Annotated in this window: 21 protein-coding genes; 8 read left to right on the top strand and 13 right to left on the bottom strand. The window is 69.0% G+C overall.

Annotation, left to right across the window (positions count from 1 at the left end; genetic code table 11):
• Positions 1–31: 31 nt before the first annotated feature.
• The 5 genes from DQW50_RS10730 to DQW50_RS10750 all read left to right on the top strand — a co-directional run bounded on the left by DQW50_RS10730 (position 32) and on the right by DQW50_RS10750 (position 4,356).
• Positions 32–1,168, top strand: a complete 1,137-nt coding sequence (locus tag DQW50_RS10730; RefSeq protein WP_394338588.1) for a DoxX family protein — start codon at positions 32–34, stop codon at positions 1,166–1,168.
• 90 nt (positions 1,169–1,258) lie between these two features.
• Positions 1,259–2,545, top strand: a complete 1,287-nt coding sequence (locus DQW50_RS10735; RefSeq protein WP_112079276.1) for a glucose-6-phosphate isomerase — start codon at positions 1,259–1,261, stop codon at positions 2,543–2,545.
• A 25-nt stretch (positions 2,546–2,570) separates the two neighbouring features.
• Positions 2,571–3,299 carry a CPBP family intramembrane glutamic endopeptidase gene (locus tag DQW50_RS10740; RefSeq protein ID WP_112079277.1) on the top strand — a complete coding sequence of 243 codons (729 nt, stop codon included), beginning with the start codon at positions 2,571–2,573 and terminating at the stop codon, positions 3,297–3,299.
• A gap of 105 nt (positions 3,300–3,404) precedes the next feature.
• Positions 3,405–3,923, top strand: coding sequence for a transcriptional regulator (locus tag DQW50_RS10745; RefSeq protein ID WP_112079278.1), 519 nt, complete (start codon positions 3,405–3,407; stop codon positions 3,921–3,923).
• Positions 3,924–3,984: 61 nt separating this feature from the next.
• Positions 3,985–4,356 carry a hypothetical protein gene (locus DQW50_RS10750; protein WP_394338589.1) on the top strand — a complete coding sequence of 124 codons (372 nt, stop codon included), beginning with the start codon at positions 3,985–3,987 and terminating at the stop codon, positions 4,354–4,356.
• Positions 4,357–4,463: 107 nt separating this feature from the next.
• Here DQW50_RS10750 and DQW50_RS10755 read toward each other — a convergent pair whose 3' ends face one another.
• The 11 genes from DQW50_RS10755 to DQW50_RS10805 all read right to left on the bottom strand — a co-directional run bounded on the left by DQW50_RS10755 (position 4,464) and on the right by DQW50_RS10805 (position 13,812).
• Positions 4,464–4,727 (bottom strand): hypothetical protein, encoded by a 264-nt coding sequence (locus DQW50_RS10755; RefSeq protein ID WP_112079280.1) that lies wholly within the window; start codon positions 4,725–4,727, stop codon positions 4,464–4,466.
• A 188-nt stretch (positions 4,728–4,915) separates the two neighbouring features.
• Entirely contained in the window at positions 4,916–5,803 is an 888-nt protein-coding gene (locus DQW50_RS10760) for a mechanosensitive ion channel family protein (RefSeq protein ID WP_112079281.1), read from the bottom strand.
• A 315-nt stretch (positions 5,804–6,118) separates the two neighbouring features.
• Positions 6,119–7,519, bottom strand: a complete 1,401-nt coding sequence (locus DQW50_RS10765; protein WP_112079282.1) for a serine hydrolase — start codon at positions 7,517–7,519, stop codon at positions 6,119–6,121.
• A gap of 220 nt (positions 7,520–7,739) precedes the next feature.
• A complete protein-coding gene (locus tag DQW50_RS10770; RefSeq protein WP_112079283.1) occupies positions 7,740–9,044 on the bottom strand; it encodes a DNA double-strand break repair nuclease NurA in 1,305 nt (434 codons plus the stop codon).
• 64 nt (positions 9,045–9,108) lie between these two features.
• Entirely contained in the window at positions 9,109–9,453 is a 345-nt protein-coding gene (locus DQW50_RS10775; RefSeq protein WP_112079284.1) for a hypothetical protein, read from the bottom strand.
• A gap of 185 nt (positions 9,454–9,638) precedes the next feature.
• A complete protein-coding gene (locus DQW50_RS10780) occupies positions 9,639–10,058 on the bottom strand; it encodes a hypothetical protein (protein ID WP_112079285.1) in 420 nt (139 codons plus the stop codon).
• The gene (locus tag DQW50_RS10785) at positions 10,058–10,510 is read right to left on the bottom strand and encodes a DUF2240 family protein (RefSeq protein WP_112079286.1); all 453 of its coding nucleotides are present in this window, start codon (positions 10,508–10,510) and stop codon (positions 10,058–10,060) included. Before DQW50_RS10785 ends, DQW50_RS10780 begins: the two co-directional genes overlap by 1 nt.
• A gap of 55 nt (positions 10,511–10,565) precedes the next feature.
• A complete protein-coding gene (locus tag DQW50_RS10790) occupies positions 10,566–11,267 on the bottom strand; it encodes a TOBE domain-containing protein (protein WP_112079287.1) in 702 nt (233 codons plus the stop codon).
• 93 nt (positions 11,268–11,360) lie between these two features.
• Positions 11,361–12,125 (bottom strand): amino acid ABC transporter ATP-binding protein, encoded by a 765-nt coding sequence (locus DQW50_RS10795; protein ID WP_112079288.1) that lies wholly within the window; start codon positions 12,123–12,125, stop codon positions 11,361–11,363.
• On the bottom strand, positions 12,125–12,811 hold the full coding sequence (locus DQW50_RS10800; protein ID WP_112079323.1) for an ABC transporter permease: 687 nt from the start codon (positions 12,809–12,811) through the stop codon (positions 12,125–12,127). The genes DQW50_RS10795 and DQW50_RS10800 overlap by 1 nt, the downstream gene beginning before the upstream one ends.
• 74 nt (positions 12,812–12,885) lie before the next feature.
• The gene (locus DQW50_RS10805) at positions 12,886–13,812 is read right to left on the bottom strand and encodes a substrate-binding domain-containing protein (RefSeq protein ID WP_112079289.1); all 927 of its coding nucleotides are present in this window, start codon (positions 13,810–13,812) and stop codon (positions 12,886–12,888) included.
• A gap of 371 nt (positions 13,813–14,183) precedes the next feature.
• Here DQW50_RS10805 and DQW50_RS10810 point away from each other — a divergent pair, with 371 nt between their 5' ends.
• Complete coding sequence (locus DQW50_RS10810; RefSeq protein ID WP_112079290.1) at positions 14,184–15,170, top strand: GTPase; 987 nt, start codon at positions 14,184–14,186, stop codon at positions 15,168–15,170.
• A gap of 32 nt (positions 15,171–15,202) precedes the next feature.
• On the opposite strand, the gene DQW50_RS10815 is transcribed toward DQW50_RS10810, so the two are convergent.
• Both DQW50_RS10815 and DQW50_RS10820 read right to left on the bottom strand, forming a co-directional pair.
• Complete coding sequence (locus DQW50_RS10815; protein ID WP_112079324.1) at positions 15,203–17,425, bottom strand: formate/nitrite transporter family protein; 2,223 nt, start codon at positions 17,423–17,425, stop codon at positions 15,203–15,205.
• Between the two features lie 129 nt (positions 17,426–17,554).
• Positions 17,555–18,847, bottom strand: a complete 1,293-nt coding sequence (locus DQW50_RS10820; RefSeq protein ID WP_321169401.1) for a TIGR00341 family protein — start codon at positions 18,845–18,847, stop codon at positions 17,555–17,557.
• Positions 18,848–18,994: 147 nt separating this feature from the next.
• Between DQW50_RS10820 and DQW50_RS10825 the strand changes: the two genes are divergently transcribed.
• Entirely contained in the window at positions 18,995–19,246 is a 252-nt protein-coding gene (locus DQW50_RS10825; RefSeq protein ID WP_112079291.1) for a hypothetical protein, read from the top strand.
• A 157-nt stretch (positions 19,247–19,403) separates the two neighbouring features.
• On the top strand, positions 19,404–20,285 hold the full coding sequence (locus DQW50_RS10830) for a homoserine kinase (protein ID WP_112079292.1): 882 nt from the start codon (positions 19,404–19,406) through the stop codon (positions 20,283–20,285).
• Positions 20,286–20,319 lie beyond the last annotated feature (34 nt).

The raw sequence follows: 20,319 nt of genomic DNA on the forward strand, positions 1-20,319 counted from the left end.
CCGTTAGGTGTCCAGGGGACGTATCCGGATCATGCCCAACCGATCGACCGGGACCCCCGTCATCCTGACGGTCGCGTCCGTGGCGGCGCTCGTGTCCGTGGCGCTCGCGTCGCTCGCGACGGTCGCCGTCCACCCGGTGGCCGCCCACGTGGACTACGTCACCGAGGACTCCGGGGACCCGATCGACGCGGTCACGTTTCTGGTGGAGGTCCTCTCGGACCCGTTCAACGCTGTGGTGTTCGGCGTATCCGGCGCCGTCGTGGTCGCCGGGATCGCGGCGTACCTCTGGGTGCGGCCGACGATCCGCGACGTGGTCGTCCTCCGGGAGAAGCTCGTCAGCTACGGCGACCTGGTCCCGTGGATGTTGCGGCTCTCGATCGGACTTCCGCTCGTTGGGGCCGGCTTCCAGGGGTACCTGTTCGCGCCGACCCTATCGTTCGATCCCTCCGCGAGCCTCCTGCTCAGAGCGCTCTTCATCGGGATCGGGTTCTGTGTCCTCTTCGGGCTCGCGACCCGGATCGTCTCCGCGGTCGGCCTGCTGACGTTCGGGTGGGTTCTGGTCGCCGTCGACCCGGGGGTCGTCATCGCGATGGAGTACGTCCCGATCCTGCTCGCGTTGCTCGTCGTCGGCGGCGGTCGCCCGAGCGCGGACGACATGCTGTTGGCGGTCGCGAGCACGCCCGACACCTACTACGGGCGGATCGACCCGGTCCACCACCTGAAGGCGTTCCTCGACGACTCGATGGCCGCGCTCCGCGAGTACGTCCCGACGCTCCTCCGCGTCGGCATGGGCGTGACGTTCGTCTACCTCGGGCTGATCGAGAAGCTCGCCGATCCGGGACGGGCCCTGCTCGTCGTCGAGAAGTACGACCTGACCGCGGTCGTCCCGGTCGACCCCGGGCTCTGGGTCGTCGGCGCGGGCGTCTCGGAGGTCGTGGTCGGGCTGGCGCTGGTCGCCGGCTTCTTCACCCGCGGCGCGGCCGCGGTCTCGTTCGTCCTCTTTACGACCACGCTGTTCGGGCTCCCGGACGACCCCGTGTTGGCACACGTCGCGCTGTTCGGGTTGGCCTCGGCCGTGTTCACGCTCGGGTCGGGCCCCCTCTCGTTCGACCGGTGGTTCGGTCGTCCCGCCCTCGAGGAGGGAGAGTCGGCGATCCCGACGGATTGACCGGGGCCTCCCCGCAGTCGAGGACTCGTCCCGTCGAACGGGGCCTCTCGAACGGCCCACGCTTATGGACCGCCGCGTCCTGCCTCCCGTATGAACGTAGACATCGGTAACGCGCTCGGCACCCAACCGGGGCTCACGGAGGAGACCCTCGACCGGCTCGACGACCGCGTCGCGGACGCCCACGACCGGATCGCCCGGGGGATGGAGACCGACGAGTTCGGCTACGCCTCGCTGTCCCTGCCCGAGACGGCCGACCCGACGGCGATCCGCGAGGCGGTCGCCCCCTTCGAAGACCCGGTTGCGGTCCTGACCGTCGGGATCGGCGGGAGCGCGCTCGGCGCGGCGACGCTCGCGGACGCGCTCGAGAGCGACGTGGACGCGTACTTCCTCGACAACGTCGACCCCGACCACGTCGACGGCCTACTCGCCGACCTCCCGCTGGAGGAGGTCGTCGTCAACGTGGTCTCCCGGTCGGGGACGACCGCCGAGACGCTCGCGAACTTCCTCGTCGTCCGCGAGGCGATGGACGCGGCGGGCGTCGACTGGACCGAGCGCACGCTCGTCACGACCGGCGAGGAGGGAAACCTCCGACAGCTCGCGGAGACCCACGACCTCCCCGCGCTCGACGTCCCCAAGGGGGTCCCGGGCCGCTTCTCCGTGCTCTCGACGGTCGGGCTCGCGGTCGCCGCCCTCCAGGGCCACGACGTCGAGGCGGTGCTCGAAGGGGGACGAGAGGGGATGGACGCGCTCTCCGGGTCGCTCTTCGAGTCGCCGGCGTACGCCTACGGCGCGACGACCTACGCGCTCGCGGAGCGGGGGGCGCTCACGAACGCGTTCATGCCCTACGCGGAGTCGCTGGAGACGTTCGCGGAGTGGTTCGCCCAGCTGTGGGCCGAAAGTCTCGGGAAGGACGGGATCGGGCAGACGCCCGCCCGCGCGCTCGGCGCGACCGACCAGCACTCACAGCTCCAGCTCTATCGCGCGGGGCCGCCGGACAAGCTCGTCACGCTCGTCCGGCCGACCGATCGCGCCGACGTGCCGGTCCCCGAGACCGACCTGGAGGGGCTCTCCTACCTCGGCGGCTCGTCGCTCGGCGACCTCCTCGACGCGGAGTTCGAGGCGACGGAGGCGAGCCTCACAGCCGCCGACGTGCCGAACGTCCGGGTCGAGGTCGACCGCGTGGACGAGCGCGCGCTCGGCGAACTGCTGTACGGGATGGAGGCCGCCTGCGTGCTCTACGGCGAACTGGCGAGTGTCTCGACGTTCACCCAGCCGGCCGTCGAGTGGGGGAAGCGGGCGGCCCGCGGCCTGCTCGGCGGCGGTGAGTTCGCCGAAACAGCGGCGGTCGCCGACAAGCGCGAGTTCCGGATCGACTAACACGCCGCGTCGCCTAGCGCCGACGATGACCGAGGAGCTCCCCGCGCCGGTCGACGCCGCCCTCCGCGTCGCGAGCGCCGTCTTCGCGATCGTGTTCGCGCTCGTCGTCGCGAGCGCGCTCGCCACGCCGTTCGCCGACCTCGCGGTCCGGCTCGGCCTCGTCGCCGACGGCGGAAACGGGTGGCAACTCCTCCGGACGCTCGGCCAGTTCGCGGGCTTCCTCGTGGCCGTGGCCGGCTATCTCGTGTTCACCGACCAGCGGGACCTCCTCCGGTTCTCGCGGCCGTCGCTCCGGGAGGTCGGGATCGTCTTCGGCGCGGGGATCCTCCTCTTGGGGCTCCAGTACAGCTCGCTTTTCGCCCTCCGGGAGGTCGGACTCTCGACCGGGCAGAACCAGGCGGTCGTGCCCGCCGGCGACCCCGTCGGCTACTACCTCGCGATGGTCGCCGTCTCGCTGTTCGTCGTCGGCCCCGTCGAGGAGGTCCTCTTCCGGGGGGTCGTTCAGGGCGGGCTCCGCCGGGCGTTCGACGCGCCTCCCGCGATCCTGCTCGCGAGCGTCCTCTTCGGGCTCGTCCACCTCTCGGGGATCCAGGGGACGGCTGTCGAGCGGTGGGCGTACGTCGCGGTCGTGATCCTGTTGGGGTGCGTGCTCGGGTACCTCTACGAGCGGACCGGGAACGTGTTGGTGCCCGGGCTCGCCCACGGCGTGTACAACGCCGCGATCTACGCGGTGTTGCTCGCGAACGCGGTTTGAGGCGGGTTCGTCGAACCCGTGTCAACGACCGGGACGGGCGTTCGACCCTGCCAATATATTTCGACTAGAAAAAGAAATATATGTGCTAATCCCGTCACGCGACGTATGGCGGACGATACCCACCGCGACGGTCCACCGCCGTTCGAGAGGCCGTTCGAGGACGAGGACACGAAGCAACGCGTGTACGGTGCGGTGCTTCACGCCAGAGAGCCGATGACGGCCGCGGAGATCGCCGACCGGGCGGACTGCTCGACGGAGTCGGCGCGGACGCACCTGTCCTTCTACGCCGAGCTCGGCATCGTCGTCCGCCACGAGGGTCGGCCGGCCGGGTACGAGCGCAACGACGACTACTTCGAGTGGCGACGGGTGAACGAACTGGCGCGGAGGCATACCGTCGACGAGCTACAGGCTCGTGTGTCGGAGCTGACCGACCGGATCGAGTCGTACCGTGCCGAGTACGACGCCGACTCGCCCGCCGACGTCCACGTCCTCGAGTTCGACGCGGAACGGATCGACGACGTCTACGCGGACCTCGGCGACTGGGCTACCGCCATCGAGGAGCGTCGTCTCCACGAGCGCGCCCGGAGGGATGCCGCCGGTCCCGCGGCGTCGTCGTACGGCTAACATGGTTCCGGCGGACGACGGCGCGAGTCCCGCGCCGATAGACCGGTCGGTGATGGAGCGGATGGGTTCCCGGTTCGCCGGAAGCCGAACGGTCGAGTCCGCGACGATCGTCGAGGAGGGCGGATTCCACCTCCGCGTCGAGCTGTCGGGAGACTACTACCCCAACGAGGTGTCCGCACGCTTCGAGATCCGCTGGTACCGCAACGACGACTTCTCCGTCCACTACCAGGAGGTGTGGCGGGACGGCGCGTGGCAGTGCCGATGGGACCGCCATCCGAACGTACACAACTCGCGGGACCACTTCCACCCGCCGCCGACTGCCGGTCGTATCGACGCGGAGGACGGCCGGTGGCCGGACGACCATCGGGACGTGTGTCGTCTCGTTCTGGACTCCCTCGAGGAACGCGTCGAGACGCTGTGGGACCGTCGGTAGCCGGAGGGCTCGGTGAACTGTGGGTCCATCGAATCGACTTTCGGTCCCTTTCCGGTCCCTTTTCCGTCACTCGTGGGCTTCCGTGGCTTCCACGAGTCGATCGCGAACTACTCCGAATCCCGGAGCAGGAGGTAGATGACGACCACCAGAAGCATCACGTCGATGCCCGCCACCACCGTCAGTGGCGTCCCGAACCCCCACTGCCAGGCCCACTCGTTTCCCCTGGATCTGGCGTCGCGGTACAGCCATCGACCGACCGTCGCCCAGAGGACCACGAGGGCGAACAGGAGCCACAGCTCGTCCCGGGCCACGACGACGCCCGGAAGGATCTCGTCGGTCGTCACCTGCGCAGCGGAGGGCGGATCGAGCATTCGATCCGACGTCCGTGCGCGTGTTAATTAGTCCGTCGCTCCGGCCAGTCGTCGTCTCGAAGCGGCACTACGGAGTTGTCGACGCGGTGACGGTCTCCCGAACCCCACCTCGCGGCCTCCCGCCGACGGCGAGGTCCGGGACGGCCGCGGTTCGAGGCCGGAGCGGTCGTGTCGCTTCCCGGACCGGATCACCCGCCCGCGGCGCGCTCCGTCACCGTGACTTCGCCGGAGAGCTCCTGTGCGGAGGCCGGAGCGAGCGTGATGTCCTCCGCGTCGAAGCGTCGCTTCACCGCCCGGCGGAAGTCCGATCGGAGCGTCAGGACGTCCGCGTTTGCGGGGTCTTCGATCCACAGTTCGGCCTCGACCGTGATCGCGTTCTCCCCGAGTTCGACGACGCGCACGTTCGGTGCCGGGTCGTCGAGGACCGACTCCCGGTCCGTCGCGACCTGCCGGAGTTCCATCAGGGCCCGCTCGAGGTCCTCGTCGTAGGCGACGTACACCCGTTCCGTGACCCGGTACGTGTCGCGGCCGTAGGGCCGCGTCAGCGCGTTGGCCGTGAGGTCGGTGTTCGGGACCGAGATCGTCTCGTTGTCCGGCGTCCGGACCCGCGTCACCCGGAAGTCGACCGCCTCCACGATCCCCTCCCCGCCCGGCCACGCGATCCAGTCGCCGACGTTGAAGTCGGGATCGGCCACGAGGAAGATCCCGCTGATGAGCGACCCGAACACCTGCTGGCCCGCGATGCCGAAGACGAACGTGATGGCCGCGATGACGACCGCCGACCGGGTGAGCACGTCCCCGTAGCCGGCGGCGACCACGCCCGTCAGGGTCGCGAACCCGAGCAGGGCCACCTGGAGGTACGTCTCCACTGCGGACTCGATCGTGGGGTTGTTTCGGTTCCGCGCCCGCACGATCCGGAGCGCGGACGGAACGACGACGACCCGGCCGACGAGGTAGACGACCGCGAGCGCGCCGAGAAACCAGAACAGCTCCGAGAACACCCGATCGTACGCCGAAAACAGCTCCGTCGTTCCCCCCGGCAGTGATATCCGGCCGGTCGGTCTCTGGCCGATCATACTGTCATGTGGCGGCGAACGAACAAAAAGCCCGTATCGATGGCGGGTGTGGATCCCCGTCCCCAGGGCTCGGTTGACGTCGATTCCGTTGAAATCTGATTCTTCAGATATATTCTCACCTGAAACAGCCGGTCGATGAGAGCTACTAATGGTACGGTTGTTTCGATCGAGATCGGCTTGATAGGAACGAGATCGTTGCTGGCGAGGTGAACACCTCCAAAGCCCCAGTCGCGAGGACTCGCGCGGCTCGTTGTGGTTCTCGTCGCTCACTGCGTTCGCTCCTGCGGTCCTTACGCCGGTCGGAACGAACTGCAGTCACTCGGTCTTGTGTAGTCGCCAGCGCTGGACGAACAGGTCAACCTCTCCCGGCTCGGTAACCTCGAACTCGACAGAGACTCGCTCGCCGGTGGCTGTGACCGCTTGGAACGTGTGGTTGTCGGGGGCAAGGCTGATCGGCTGGAGCTGGAGTGTCCGGTCGCCCGTGTAGCCATCGAGCGTCAGCGTCAGGGCAGCACCGTCCCGTTCGACGACCGCCGACTGAATGCCTCGATAGGACTCATAGGTGCCAAGTAGGGGGTCGGCTTGTTCGTCGAGCGCAAGCTGTGGGACGACTTGCGTTGGCTCGACACCGCGGAGAAGCGCGAGCACACCAAGCATCGCTGTCGTCGGGCGGTGTTCGGAAGCAATGTTACAGCCGATCGTGACACCCACCTCAGCGTCCTCGAGAAACCCCATCGCGGCGGTGGTCGTGCCCATCATCCCGCCGTGGCTGACGAGGCGGTCCGCAAGATACGAGCGGATACCCCACCCGTACCCGTAGTGGCGTGCGGTACCGTCGAGCAGTTCTCCACGGGTCGCGTGCGGCTCGTGCATCCGAGCGATCTGCTCGGCGGCGACGAGGTCGCTCTCGCCGATCGCGCCGCCGTGCATCATCGCTGTCAGGTAGGTGGCTAGTTCCTCAACGGAACTGTACAGCCCACCTGGGGCGTACAGCGACGCATCAAAGGCGAGTTCGCCGGCAACAGTCTCGTCGTCTTTACGATAGTAGGGCACCATCCGGTCAGCCGCAGCCTCGAAGCCCGCACGGGTGAACCCCGAGCGAGTCATCTCCAATGGCGCTAGAATTCGTTCGCGGATATAGTCCGCGTAATCATCGCCGCTGACGATTTCGATGATCAGCCCCAACAGCGTGTAGCCGGCGTTGTAGTAGAAAAACGGGTTCTTGTTCTCGAGCCGACGTTCTGTGGTTGACCCTGCGACGTGCCGGCGGAAGTCGTCGCCTCCGCTGACGGGCACCTCGATGTCGCCGGCGCCGGTGAGCCGCCGGATCAAAACGCTGAGGCTACCGTCGCTGGGCATCCCCGACGAGTGGGTCAACAGCTCGTGGATCGTCACCGGCTCGCCGGGCACCTCGCTCAGATGTGGCAGGTAGTCGTCGATGGGGTCCTTGACAGTGAGTTCACCGGCGGCGGCCAGTTGCATAATTCCCAACGCGGCGAACGACTTCGAACAGGAGCCGATTCCGTACAGCGTCGCCGGCGTCGCTGGCGTATTCGACGCCAGCTCACGCGCCCCGTAGCCCGTAGCGTACGCGAGGTCGTCACCATCAATGATAGCGAGACTCGCGCCCGGAATCCGGTCGTCGCTGAGCCACTCGGTCATGAACTCGTCGATCGCCCTCGTCGTCGTGTCCGAGAGTGTCGTCTTCTCCGTCATACCATGGCCTCGGGGCGCGGGTGCTTCAAACGGTGGGGAGCGCCTGTGGATCCAATCTTAAGAGCGAAAACCTACGACCTGTGTTGCCGATTCTGACGATCACTAGTGGCGACCGCTCACCGTCGCGCCGCCGCGAATCGATAGCGTACTCACCTGTCCCGACCGGAACCGGATCCGAACCGTCGCTCGACGAGGATCACCACGGAGGCGTTCACGCCGTTCAGTACCGGTCTTTCCCCCACCGGTGGTCGTCGTAGGTGGCCTGCTGGTCGCTGTCGAACCGCTCCTCGAACTTCCGGCGGAGCGCCGACTTCTCCGTGGCGTCGATCCGCGCGAGCGCGTCGGCCTTCCCGACCGCAGCGGGCGGCCCCCGGGTCGTCGCCACCTCCGCGAGCACCTGCCGGGTCAGCCGGTCGCGCGTTTCCTCGTCGCGGGTGAACGCGTAGGGGGCCTCCAGCTTGTAGGTCACGTCGGTGCGCGGGTCGTACAGCACCATGAAGGTGGGTTCGTACAGTTCGGGGTCGAGCCCGCGGTCGATCCCGAGCGCGTCGGCGTCGGCCGCCATCGTCCCGTCCGCGCCGCCGCGGCTGTGGAACCAGGTGGTGAACGTGAGGTCGTCGTCGAGGCGGGAGCGGGCCCCCCGCCCACCTCCGCTCCCGCTCCGTCCGGTGCTTCCGGCCCGTCCGGCGCTCCCGTCCTCCTCCCGCAGTTCCAGGAGCCGGGTGAAGAGCGCGGTGTCGTCGGGCCAGGGCGACTCGAACCCCTTCCGGGCCAGCGCCCGCACGACCGTCCGGCTCGAGGGGTTCTTCACGAAGCCGGCGAGGGGGACGTCGCGCTCGACGAACCGCTCGACGAGCCGGACGTACTTCTCGACGACCGCCCGCGGCTTCGCCTCCCGCGCGAGCTCGCCGAGTTCGGGGTCGCGGTCCCCCCAGGTGAACAGCTCCTTGGGGTAGATCGGGCCGTCCAGTATCAGGAGCTCCCCGACCTCGTCGGCGTGGTCGAGCGCGTGGGTGCCCTCCGCGAGGTAGAGCGCGAGCGCGTGGACGACCCCCTCGGCGTACCGGTTCACCCGCGGCGCGTGGAGCACGCGCTGGCGGGTGTGGCCCGCGTCCCGCTCCGTCCACTCGCCGTCGAAGTCGGCGGTCGAGTCGCCGGCGTGGACCGTCGCGACGATCGTCCGGTCGCGGTGGAGGTCGAGGTCGGTCGGCTCGGCTGCCATCGCCGCGTGGGCCACGTCGACGACCAGGCCGTTCTTGAACGTCGTCGGGTTGATCGTTCCGGAGTCGAGCCCGTGTACCGTCCCGAACGGCCGCTCCGCGAGCGCCACGTCGTCGATGGATACGCGCCGGCGCTCGTGGTCGGCGACGGGCTCGATCACGACCCGGCCGTCACGCCGGAGCCCGGTGAGCCAGTCGTCCCACACCCGCCCCGCGAGGTCCTCGTGGTCCGTCGTGTCCACGTCGCCCGCGATCCCGTACGCGAGCCGCGCGATGTTCTCGACGTGAATGGGGTCGAGGGTCACACCCGTACTGTGGTTCGGCGCGAGTTAAAGGTGAGTCGGCTTCGGCGGTACGTCGATCGGGACGCTACCGCTCCCGAACGTCGTCGGGGGCGGACGCCTCCCCTCCCGTTTCGGCGTTTCGTTCGTCCTCGCCTTTCCGTTCGTCCTCGCCTTTCCGTTCGTCTTCACCTCCCCGTTCGTCCAAGAGCCTGTTCCTGAACCGGTCGAGCCCCAGCGTGAGAACGAAGAAGCCACCCCCGACGTACAGGAGCGACTGCGGTTCCGCGACGAGTCGACTTATCAGACCGTTCCCGTACCCGATCACGGTGCTCAGATACCCCAGTACCGACGCGGTCCACCCGAGCCCCGTGAGCCCGGTGAGCTGGTTAAGCAGGTCTTTCTCGGTGTCGTGTCTGGATTCGCTCGGCATGGAACTGTTAATACTCGCTTAACTGTGCGTATCCGACGACGGTAGATAAGTTTATTTCACAGCATCGTGACTGTATTTCTTCTGTGACTGTCTCGATCGAACCGACGTGACCTCCCTCGGATCGATCGGTGCTCGGGTGCCCCGCCCCCGGCCTCCGCCGGGAGCGAACGGGGGGACCGGAACGGCTACGCGTTCCCCGGCTCGTCGCCTACGACGCGTTCGAGGACGGGCAACACTCGTTTTATTTCCGCGCCGTCCTCGACGAACACCAGCGTCCGCGGCGGGCGTACCGCCTTCGGCCTGACACGTAGCCCGGCCTCGCCGGCGGCGTCGGCGACCCGTTCCGGCGCGCGCCGGAACTCGATCCGCACGCGGTCCGGCTGGACGTACACGTCCGCGACGACGTCGCTGTCACCCGTTTCGCCGGCGTTGTCCCCGCCGGAAACGTCGACCAGCCGGAACGCCAACGCGCCGTCGGCTGTCGGCTCCACGTCGGGGTCGGCGTCCGCCACGTCGAGGTCGCGGAGTCGCCCGCGGTCGCCGGTCACCTCGGAGGCGAACAGCTGGCCGATCCGGACCCCGTCCGTCAGTCGGTCCGCGACCATCACTCGCCCCCCGCCAGCTCCGCTCGTACGTCCTCGACGAGGTGGTCGACGCGCGCGCCCTGCTCTTTCGCGTAGAGGACGGCGGCCGCCTCGATCGTCACCGCGAGCGCGCGCTGGCGCTCGTTGATCCCGGCGACCGCCCGCTGCTTTTCGACGCCCGCGGAGACGATCGCGTCGAGGGCGGTCTCGAAGGTGGACTGTTCGCGCAGCACGTCCTCGTCGGGCCGAAAGTCTTCCGGGACGACGACCTCGTCGGGGTCGAAGCGCGCGACCAGCTCGCCGTCCTCCTCGTCGACGAGCCCGCGTCCCACGGCCACGTCGACGAGCCGCTTCGCCTGGTCCGGCGAGAACCACTCGCGTTCGAGCGAGAGCGCGACGACGAACTCGCCCTCGCCCAGCCGCTCCGCGGCGTGTCGCTTGAACGGGGCCGCGACGGTCGCTTCGAGGCTCATGTCCCACCCGGGGCCGTCGACCGGGGTAAACGTACCGGGTCGGGAGGCTTCCCGCTCACCCGTCCGCCACCTCGACGAGCCGGGTCGCGGTCGCCTTCCAGGCGATCCACACGTCCGTCCCCGGTCGGATCCCGAGCCGCTCCGCGCTCCCGTCGGTGACGAGCGCCCGGACCGTCGCGTCCCCGGCGTCGACGCGGACCGCGTGGACCGTCTCGCCGCGGTCGACCGCCTCGACCCGCCCTCGACGTCGGTTCCGCTCGCTCGTCTCGGTCGGCTCGCGGTCTGCTCCCGCCGGACGAACCGCCACGGCGTCCGCGCCGATCCGTACCTGGACGCGGTCGTCGGCTGTCAGCCCCTCGTGGAGCCCCCACACCGTCCCGATCGGCGTCTCGACCGCGGCCAGCTCTCCGTCGACCGTCGCGACCGTTCCCTCGAGGACCGTCTCCGGCACGCCGGCGGTCGCCTCGATAGCGGCCGACAGCCGGTCGTAGCGGCCGAGGACCCGGCTCCCGCGATCGGTCAGCCGGCTCCCGCCGCCGCCGCTCCCGCCCCGGTTGCGCTCCACGAGGGCGCCGAAGGCGGCCTCCAGGGCGTCGATCCGCGAGAGCGCGCGCGCTCGCGAGCGCCCCAGATCGGCGGAGGCCCGCGCGACCGATCCCGTTCGAGCTATCGCGCGGAGCAGGGCCGCGTCGCGACCGTCGAACTCGACGTCGCCCTCGACGAGCGTCGCGCGGCCCCTCCCGGTCGCGTCTCCCATCACACGGGAGTACCCGCGGCCGGCGAGTTAATCCCTCCGGCGGTACGCCGAGGGAGACTCGCCGCTCGAGTCGGCGCGTCGTTTCCCGGCGGATCAGTACACCAACTCGCCGTCGATGAACCGTCGAGTCCGTGGGTCCCGCGGGTTCTCGAACACCCGCTCGGTCGGGCCGATCTCCGATATTCCTCCGTCGAGAAGCACTGCGACGCGGTCCGCGACCCGCTCGGCCTGGTGCATGTCGTGGGTCGCGACGCCGACGCCGATGTTCCGGTCCCGCGCCTCGGCGATCGCGTCCTCGATGACCGCGGTGTTCCGCGGGTCCAGATCCGAGGTCGGCTCGTCGAGCAGCAGGACGTCCGGCTCGTACGCCAGCGCGCGGGCGAACGAGACGCGCTGCGCCTCGCCGCCCGAGAGCGACGCCGCGTGCTGGCCCGTCTTCTCCGTCAGCCCGACGACCTCGAGCGCCTCCGTGACGGCCTCGTGGGTGCCGTTCGCCCCCGCGATCGCCCGCAGTTCGTCGCGGAGCCGCTCGCCCCACGACCGCCGGACGCGTAATCCGTACTCGACGTTGCGGGCGACCGGCGCGTCGAAGAGGCTCGCCTCCTGGAACACCATCCCGATCCGCCGTCGCAGGGCGAGCCGTTTCGCCTCGTCGACGCCCCACACGTCCGTGCCGTCGAAGGTCACCGTGCCCTCGTCGGGCTCGAGCGAAAGCGCGAGCATTCGGAGCAGGGTCGTCTTTCCGACGCCCGACGGCCCGATGATCGCGACCACCTCCCCGGTTCCGACGTCGATCGCGAGGTCCTCGAACACGCGGTCGTCCCCGTACGACTGGCAGACGTCGGTCGCGCGGAGCATCAGCGCTGTACCCCCTGGTCGCCGAAGCGGACGACCACGGCGTTGACCGCCAACACGAGTGCGACCAGGACCCCTCCGAGCACCATCGCCGTCTCGTACTGGCCCTGGCGGGCCTCGAGCTGGATCGCGGTCGTCAGCGTCCGCGTCTTCGATATCCCGTCCGAGCTCGTGATGTTGCCACCGACGATGAGCACGGAGCCGACCTCGCTGATGGCGCGGCCGAACCCCGCCAGGATCGCCGTCGCGATCCCGTAGCGCGCCTCCTTGAGCACGACCAGCGCGGCGTCGAGGCGCGTCCCGCCGAGGACGCGCGCGGCGTCGCGGACGTCGTCGCTCACGCCCGTGATGGCCGCGAGACTGATGGCGGTGATCGGCGGCGTCGCGAGCACGAACTGTGACATGATCATCGCCTCCTTGGTGAATATCAGCTCCAGCGACCCGAGCGGGCCCTGGTTGGAGACGGCGAACAACACGAGGAGTCCGACGACCACACTCGGGAACCCCATCCCCGTGTTGATCACCGACTTGACGAGTCCCTTTCCGGGGAAGTCGGTGAAGCCCAGGAAGATGGCCACCGGGACGCTGAACAGCGTGCTCAGGGTGACGGCGATGAGGCTCACGTACAGCGAGACGTAGACGATGCTCGAGACGTACCCCTCCCTGAACGGGAGGTCGACGAGAGCCACCGCCGACTCAGTGAGGACCACCACCGGTCCGACGAGGGCTGCCGCCGGCTGGACGACCGATTCGACTGGCACGCTTACCCGTCGGACGACTCGCTACTCCAGCCTTCCGGAACGTACTGCTGGAAGTCCGAGTCCTCCGAGACGGCCTCGGGGAAGAACAGCTGTTCCCCGTTCATCTGGTACTCCGAGATTGCCTCCTGGGCCTCGGGACTCGTGATCCACCCGATGTACGCCATCGCGAGGTCGTAGTTGGCGTTCTCGTGGACGCCGGGGTTGACCGCCATGATCCCGTAGGGGTTCGAGAGGATCTCCGGGCCATCCTCGATCGGACCCTGAACCAGAATGACGAGGTCGATCTCCGAGCGCTGGGAGATGAACGTGCCGCGATCCGAGAGCGTGTACGCGCCCTGCTGGGTGGCGTTGTTCAGCGCCTCGCCCATCCCGGTGCCCGTCTCCTGGTACCAGTCGCCGCCGGGGTCGACGCCTGCCTCCTCCCAGAGGTTCAGCTCCTTCGTGTGCGTCCCGGAGTTGTCGCCGCGCGAGACGAACGGGGCCTCCGCGTCGGCGATGGCGACGAGCGCCTCCGTCGCCGACTCCGTCCCCTCGATCCCCGCCGGATCGTCCTCCGGCCCGACGATGACGAAGTCGTTGAACATGAGGTCACGCCGGTTGACGCCGTAACCGTCGCTCATGAACTCGTCCTCGAGCCCGCGGGCGTGGACCATCACCACGTCGGCGTCGCCGTTCCGCGCCGACTCGAGGGCCGCACCGGTCCCCTGGGCGACCGCCTCGACGCTCACGCCGTACATGTCCTCGAAGTCGCCGTGGATCTCGTCGAGCAGTCCCGTGTCGTAGGTGCTCGTCGTGGTCGTGAGCGTGAGCGTTTCGCCCGCCACGCCCGCGCTCTGTTCCTCCTCACCCGTGAGCCCGGAACAGCCGGCGAGCCCGGCGAGCGTCCCCGTCCCTAGCGCCGTGAGCACCTCCCGACGATGTATCGACATAGATACATCGACCGTGGCGACACACAAATACGTTGTGGTCGTGGACGAAACCGGATCCGGCTACTCACTCTCGGTTCCGATCGGCACGGGACCCCTCGATCTCGGATCGAGAAACACGGATGGCGTCGTTTGGTGGTCCGGTACCGCGTCAGCAGCTCCCGACCCCCGTCTCCCGTTTCCCATCGACTCGCCGTTTCTCGTCGTGATAGACGTAATTGAAAACCGTTACTCCTCCGCGGCGGCGCGCGTCGCGATCACGGAGCGCGAGGGGGCGACCTCGTTCCCGTCCACGGCCGCCCGATCCGTGCCTCGCGGTGTCGTGGAGCCTCGTAACGGACGCGTTTATACGCCTCGGCGGGGTATTCCGAGGTATGATATTCGAGGGCCTCCCGACGACCCCCCGTTCGGAGGAGCTCGTCGACAAGGCGTTCTCGCGGGCAGCCCGCGCCGGTCGCGCGAAGCGCGGCCACGAGGCCCAGGAGTCGATGCTGCGGACGGCGGGAAACGTGCTCTCGGACAACCTCGAGAACGTGGTCGTCTCCTGGCCCGACTTCGGCTTCGACGTCGACCCGTTCTACTACGAGCTTGCCGACGCCATCGTCGACGTCGACCGCCTCCGACAGGCGCTCGCGCAGGTGATGTGGGCGAGCCGGCGGATCGAGTCGCTCCGCGACGAGTACACGACGAAGATCCGTAACTCAGACGTCGACACCGCGCGGAAACACCGCAAGCAGGCGTTCGCCCGCATGGCGGACGTCATGGACCAGATCGAAGACGACCTCCGGTACATCGGCGACTCCCGCGACGACCTGCGCGACTTGCCCGACATCCGGCCGGACGAGCCCGCGATCGTCGTCGCCGGCTACCCCAACGTCGGCAAGTCGTCGTTCGTCAACCGGGTCACCCGCGCCTCGAACGAGATCGCGGAGTACCCGTTCACGACCCGCGGCGTTCACGTCGGCCACTTCGAGCGCGACCACGTCCGCTACCAGATCGTCGACACGCCGGGCCTGCTCGACCGACCCGAGGACGAGCGCAACGACATCGAGCGGCAGGCGGTGAGCGCGCTCGAACACCTCGCCGACGTCGTCCTCTTCGTGCTCGACCCCTCCGGCGACTGCGGCTACCCCCTCGACGTCCAGCTCGAGCTCCGCGAGGAGGTCCGGGCGCTCTTCGACGAGTCGATCCCGCTTCTCACCGTCGCGAACAAACACGACCGCTTCGACGCCGTGCGCGCCGAGGCCGTCGACGCGACGATGAGCGTCACCGAGGACGAGAACGTCGAGCGCGTCCTCGAGATGGCCGTCGAGGCGGTCGCCTTCGTGCCGGACCTCCCGACGCGCGACCCCGAGGAGTAGTCCCCTCCCGAACCCTGCGGCGTCGGCCTCGCTCACTTGACACTCGGTTCCTCGTCGTCGTTCCCGGCGTCGTCGTTCTCGTCGCCGTCGTTCCCGGCGTCGTCGTTCTCGTCGCCGTCGTTTCCGTTGTCCCCGTCGTTTCCGTTGTCCCCGTCGTTTCCGTTGTCCCCGTCGTTCCCGGCGTCGGTTCCGTCCTCCGTATCCCTGTCGTCGTGATCCGTGATCACCGCCGGCTCCGGCGGCCGGTCGTCCTCGTCGTTCTCGTCCTCGTCGGGGTCGTCGTGATCGGTGACGATCGCGGGCTCCGACGGTTCGTCGTCGGCTTCTCCGCCCTCCTCCCGGTCGTCGTCCACCCCGTTCGGGCCGACCGCGTCGGCGTCGTCGCCCCGGTCCTTCCGGACCTCCGTCCCGCTCGAGCCGTCCGGGTCGCGTTCGACGGCCCCGTTCGGCGGGCCGGTCTCCCGCCGCCCGGAGCCGAACAGCCGGTCGCGGATCGACCGACTGCTCGGCCGCTCGGCGAGCAGTACCGAGCAGTCCACGTCGTGGATCACGTCGAGGTGGAGCGAGTTCGAGACGAGCCGCGAGAGCAATCCCTTCTCGGTCGCGCCGATGACCACGAGCGTGTGCTCTTTCGCCTCCCGGACGATCGCCGCCTCGACGTCGCCGCCGTCGTCGACGACCCGTTCGGCGTCGTCGACGTCGTTCTCGTCGGCCCACGCGGCGAGGAAGCGCTCACCCCGCTCGCGGTCCGCCGGTCCGTCGACGACGTGTAACAGCGTCACCTCGGCGTCGGCGGTTCGCGAGAGCACGCTCGCCACCTCCGCGCCCAGTTGCGAGTCCGGGCCGCCGGACGTGGGCAACAGGACCCGCGAGGTGTCCAGGTCGGTCTCGCTCAGGATGAGGAAGTCACACGGGAGCTGGTTGGTGAGCTCGTCTATCGGCCGCTCCGCGCGGGCGGCGTTCCAGAGCTGGTCCTCGCCCCACCCCATCAGCACCGCCTCGGGACGGGTCCGGCGGGCCATGTTGAACACCTCCTCGAAGGAGCGGTGCGTGACCACCGTCGAGGTCGACACGTCGACGTCGTAGCCCTCGGCGGTCTCCCGGAGGCCAGTCATCCCCTCCGCGGAGACGTCGGCGATCCGGCCCGCCCCCGCCGACAGCGACATCCGCTCGGGGGCCTGGACGACGTGGACGATGTGGACGAGCCCGTCCTCGTGGTCGCTCGCAAGTCGGCTCGCGAGCTCGACGATCGGTCCGTCAGTCCGCGGGTTCGAGATGGGGACCATGATCCGGTGGCCCTCGCTCGCGAACAGCGTCGCCTCCGTGGCGTCGAGGATGGGGACGTACGACCGCCCCGCAGCCCGGCCGAGCAGCCACTCGGGCACGGTGAGCCGGCGGTTCATCCCCTCGAAGCGCGCCTCCTCGAGCCGCTCCTCGCTGGTCTGGAAGTAGTTGACCAGCGTGACGAGCACCACGCCGCCGACCGTGTTGCCGAGGAGCACCGGGAGCACGAACCCGAACAGCCCGTCGTAGAGGGTGACGTCGCCGCCGTAGAGCCCGATGGCGCCGACGAACAGCAGGTACAACACCTCCGTAAAGGAGACCACGACGTGGTAGAGGTTCCCGAGCGGGATCGCGAGGAACGCGAGGTAGACGACGAGCAGGCGGGTGACGGAGTTCGTCGAGGCGAAGCCGACCCAGACTACGCCGGCGACGATCAGCCCCGCCACCGCCGCCTTGAAAAAGAGCGGCCAGAAGCCGACGTCGAACCCGCTACTGGAGACGTAGATCGCGGCGTCGACGGTGTCGCCGGAGAAGACGCCGCCGTACGAGAGGACGAGCGCGCCGACCGCGCCGCCGGTGAAGTTGCCCGCGAGGACGATCCCCCAGTGGCGCAACAGCGTCGGGACGCTGGCGAGCCGCTCGAGGGTCAACGCCACCGGCGGTAGCGTGTTCTCCGTGTACAGCTGGTAGCCGCCGATGATGATGTAGATGAACCCCAACGGGTACAACGCGACGCTCAATATCGGGTGGCCGTCGGTCGCGTCGGTCAACGAGACGTACAACAGGAACGTGATCGTGATCGCCAACCCGGCGGCGACGCCGCTGAAGAACAGCTCGCGCCGGCCCGAGGTCACCTCCTCGTCGGCCGCGGCAACGATCCGCTGGAACACCTCGTCCGACGAGAAGCGGTCCCGGACCGCCTCGCCGACGGCGGGCGCACCGCTTCGCGATCGCTCGACCACCTCTCGCATGGAGTCGTCGTCGGGGTCGGTGGGGCCCGTCACTGCCCTACACAGGGAAACCGTAATAAAAAGTACTTGCTCTTTCCCCCGACCGAGGGGCTCGGACGCCCGCCTCGGACTCGCGCACTTCGTGGCTGTTCACGCCCGGTCGACGGTCACGAGCCGGACCTCGACGCGCGGATCTCCGGGAGCCACCGCGTCGATCCGCCCCTCGAGTGTCGTCGCCGCCCCGTCGATCGAGACCCCGGGCGGCGCGCCGACCGTGACGACCACGCGCTCCGTCTCCCGCGGCGGGATCGTCCCGGTGCGTTCGATCTCCAGTTCGAGCAGCTCGGCCTCCGGATCGAGCGCCGCCAGTTCGTCGCCGACCGCGTTCCGGATGTCGGTCTCCGTGGTGGACGCGACGTAGCTGTCGTAGGTGACGCCGCCGAGGAACACGCTCAACATCGCGATCGCGGCGACGAGGACGACGACGCGTTTCACGAGCGCCGCCTGCGCCTCGTCCTCGCGGAACCAGTGCTCGGGGCGGTACCCCTCGTACCACAACATCACGAGCGCTGCGAGGTTGATCGAGAGCACGTTCACCGCGACGATCACGCCCGCGCCGATCACGAGCCGCGGGATCGAGAAGGCGATCCCGATGCCGACGGCGGCCGCCGGCGGGATCAACGCGACCGCGATCATCACGCCGACGAGCGTGGCTGAGATGCCCGACATGAGCGAGACGATCCCCGCGACGCCGGCCCCGATCGCCACCGCGAGCACGAGCACGCTCGGGGCGAGCCGCTCCGCGACCTCGGCGAGTTCGAGCGGGTCGATGCCAGGTGGAACCAGTCCCAACGTCCGGAGCGACACGGCGAACAGCGTCGCAGCCCCGATCGCGACGATGACGCCGAGCAATTGCATCCGAACCCCACGCCGGAACATCTCCTCGTCGTCGACGACGGTGCCGATGGCCGCCGACATCGCGGGTCCGATCAGCGGGGCGATCACCATCGACCCCACGACGGTCGCCGGCGAGTCCAAAAGCAGGCCGGCCGTGGCGATCACGGCCGATATCACCGTCATCATGATGTACGTCCGCATTCCCGAGGCGAGCTCGTCCGCCTTCGCCTGGAGCTCCTGTCTCGAGATCCGGTCCTCGTCGCGGTCCGACTCCTCGGCGTACTCGGCCTTCAACGCCTCGAAGCGCCGGGAGATGACCGTCTCGGCCGCGACGATGACCGTGTAGGTCCTGTCGTCGATGCCGGCCTCGCCTAGCCGCTCGAGGACGGGCTCGACGGCCGCCTTCGGTAGCGCGAACGTCGCGACGCCCGTGTACTCGCGGTTGCTCGTCTCGTCGGTGACGACGTAGTCGACCCCTTCCTCCTCGAGTGCGCGTACGACGGCTGTGCGCTTCCCCGCCGGGATCATGACCTGTACGAGTCGCACGGTCCGTGCTCTTCGCGGCGAGGCTTATAATCGGTGGTCGCCGTTCTCTACGGTCCGGCCGATCGGCGGCTTCGGGGGGTTCCAGCGGATCGGGACGTCGTCGGAAACGGAACTTTAATGCGCGAATCGCTCCCAGTTCCCGACGAGATGCTCTCGCCGCTGTTCATCGACACGTTCCTGCTCGATTATCACCTCGGGCACGTCCTGTTGCTCGCGTTCGTCGCCTCGCTGCTCGGGGTGCTCCCGCTGAAGTCACAGAAGGTGATCGCCGCGGTGATCATCACCTTCGGCCTGATATTCTCGATGTCCCCATACACGACCATGCCGGCGTGGTACATCCTCCTCGGGATCGGTCTGGTGGTCATCGGGCCGTTGCTGTGGACGACGGCCGACTCGTAGCCCCCGTCGCGTCCCCGTCCGTCCCGACTTCCCCGCGTCCCCGTCCGTCCCGACCTCCCCGCTGTGTCCTCTCGATCCCGTCCCCTCCCGTGTTCCCCCGGTCTCGACCCCGATCGCGATCCCGCTCCTTTTTGACTCCCCGGAGCAACGCCTCCGCATGGTCACGGTACGGGCACCCGCAACCAGCGCGAACCTCGGGAGCGGCTTCGACGTCTTCGGGGCGGCGCTCTCGCGGCCCGCGGACGTCGTCACGGTCGAGCGGGCCGACCGGACCACCATCGAGGTGACCGGCGTCGGGGCCCAGTACATCCCGGAGGACCCCGACGGCAACACCGTCGGGGCGGTCGTCGAGGCGCTCGACGCGCCCGCGAACATTCACATCGACAAGGGCGTCCGCCCGGCGTCCGGGCTCGGCTCCTCGGCGGCCAGCGCCGCGGGCGCGGCGGTCGCGCTCAACCGGCTGTACGACCGCGGGTACTCCCGCGAGGAGCTCGTCCCCATCGCCGCCGAGGGCGAGGCGGTCGTCTCCGGCGTCGCCCACTCCGACAACGTCGCGCCCTCGCTTCTCGGCGGCTTTACGATCACGACGACCGCCGGCACCCACAGCGTCGACGCCCGCGTCCCCCTCGTGGTGTGTCTCCCCGACGTGGCGGTCTCGACGCGGGATGCCCGCCGGGTCGTCCCCGAGACCGCCTCGATGGACGACCTCGTCGAGACCGTCGGCAACGCGGCAACGCTCGCGGTCGGGATGTGTCGCTCGGACCCGACGCTCGTCGGCGCGGGCATGAGCGACCCGGTCGTCACGCCCGAACGCGCCCGGCTCATCACCGGCTACGACGCGGTCCACGACGCCGCCCTCGCAGCGGGTGCGACCGGCGTCACGGTGAGCGGGGCCGGCCCCGCGGTCGTCGCAGTCTGCCGTGGGGGGGACCGACAGGCGATCGCGGCCGCCATGCTCGACGCGTTCGCCGACGCCGACATCGACGCCCGCGCCTACCAGACCCGGATCGGCGGGGGCGCGACGGTGTTGGAGGAGTAGCGTCGGCGAGGTCGGCCGTCGCCGTCCCGCCTTC

This window comes from Halorubrum sp. 48-1-W (genome assembly GCF_003287355.1).
Classification (GTDB): domain Archaea; phylum Halobacteriota; class Halobacteria; order Halobacteriales; family Haloferacaceae; genus Halorubrum.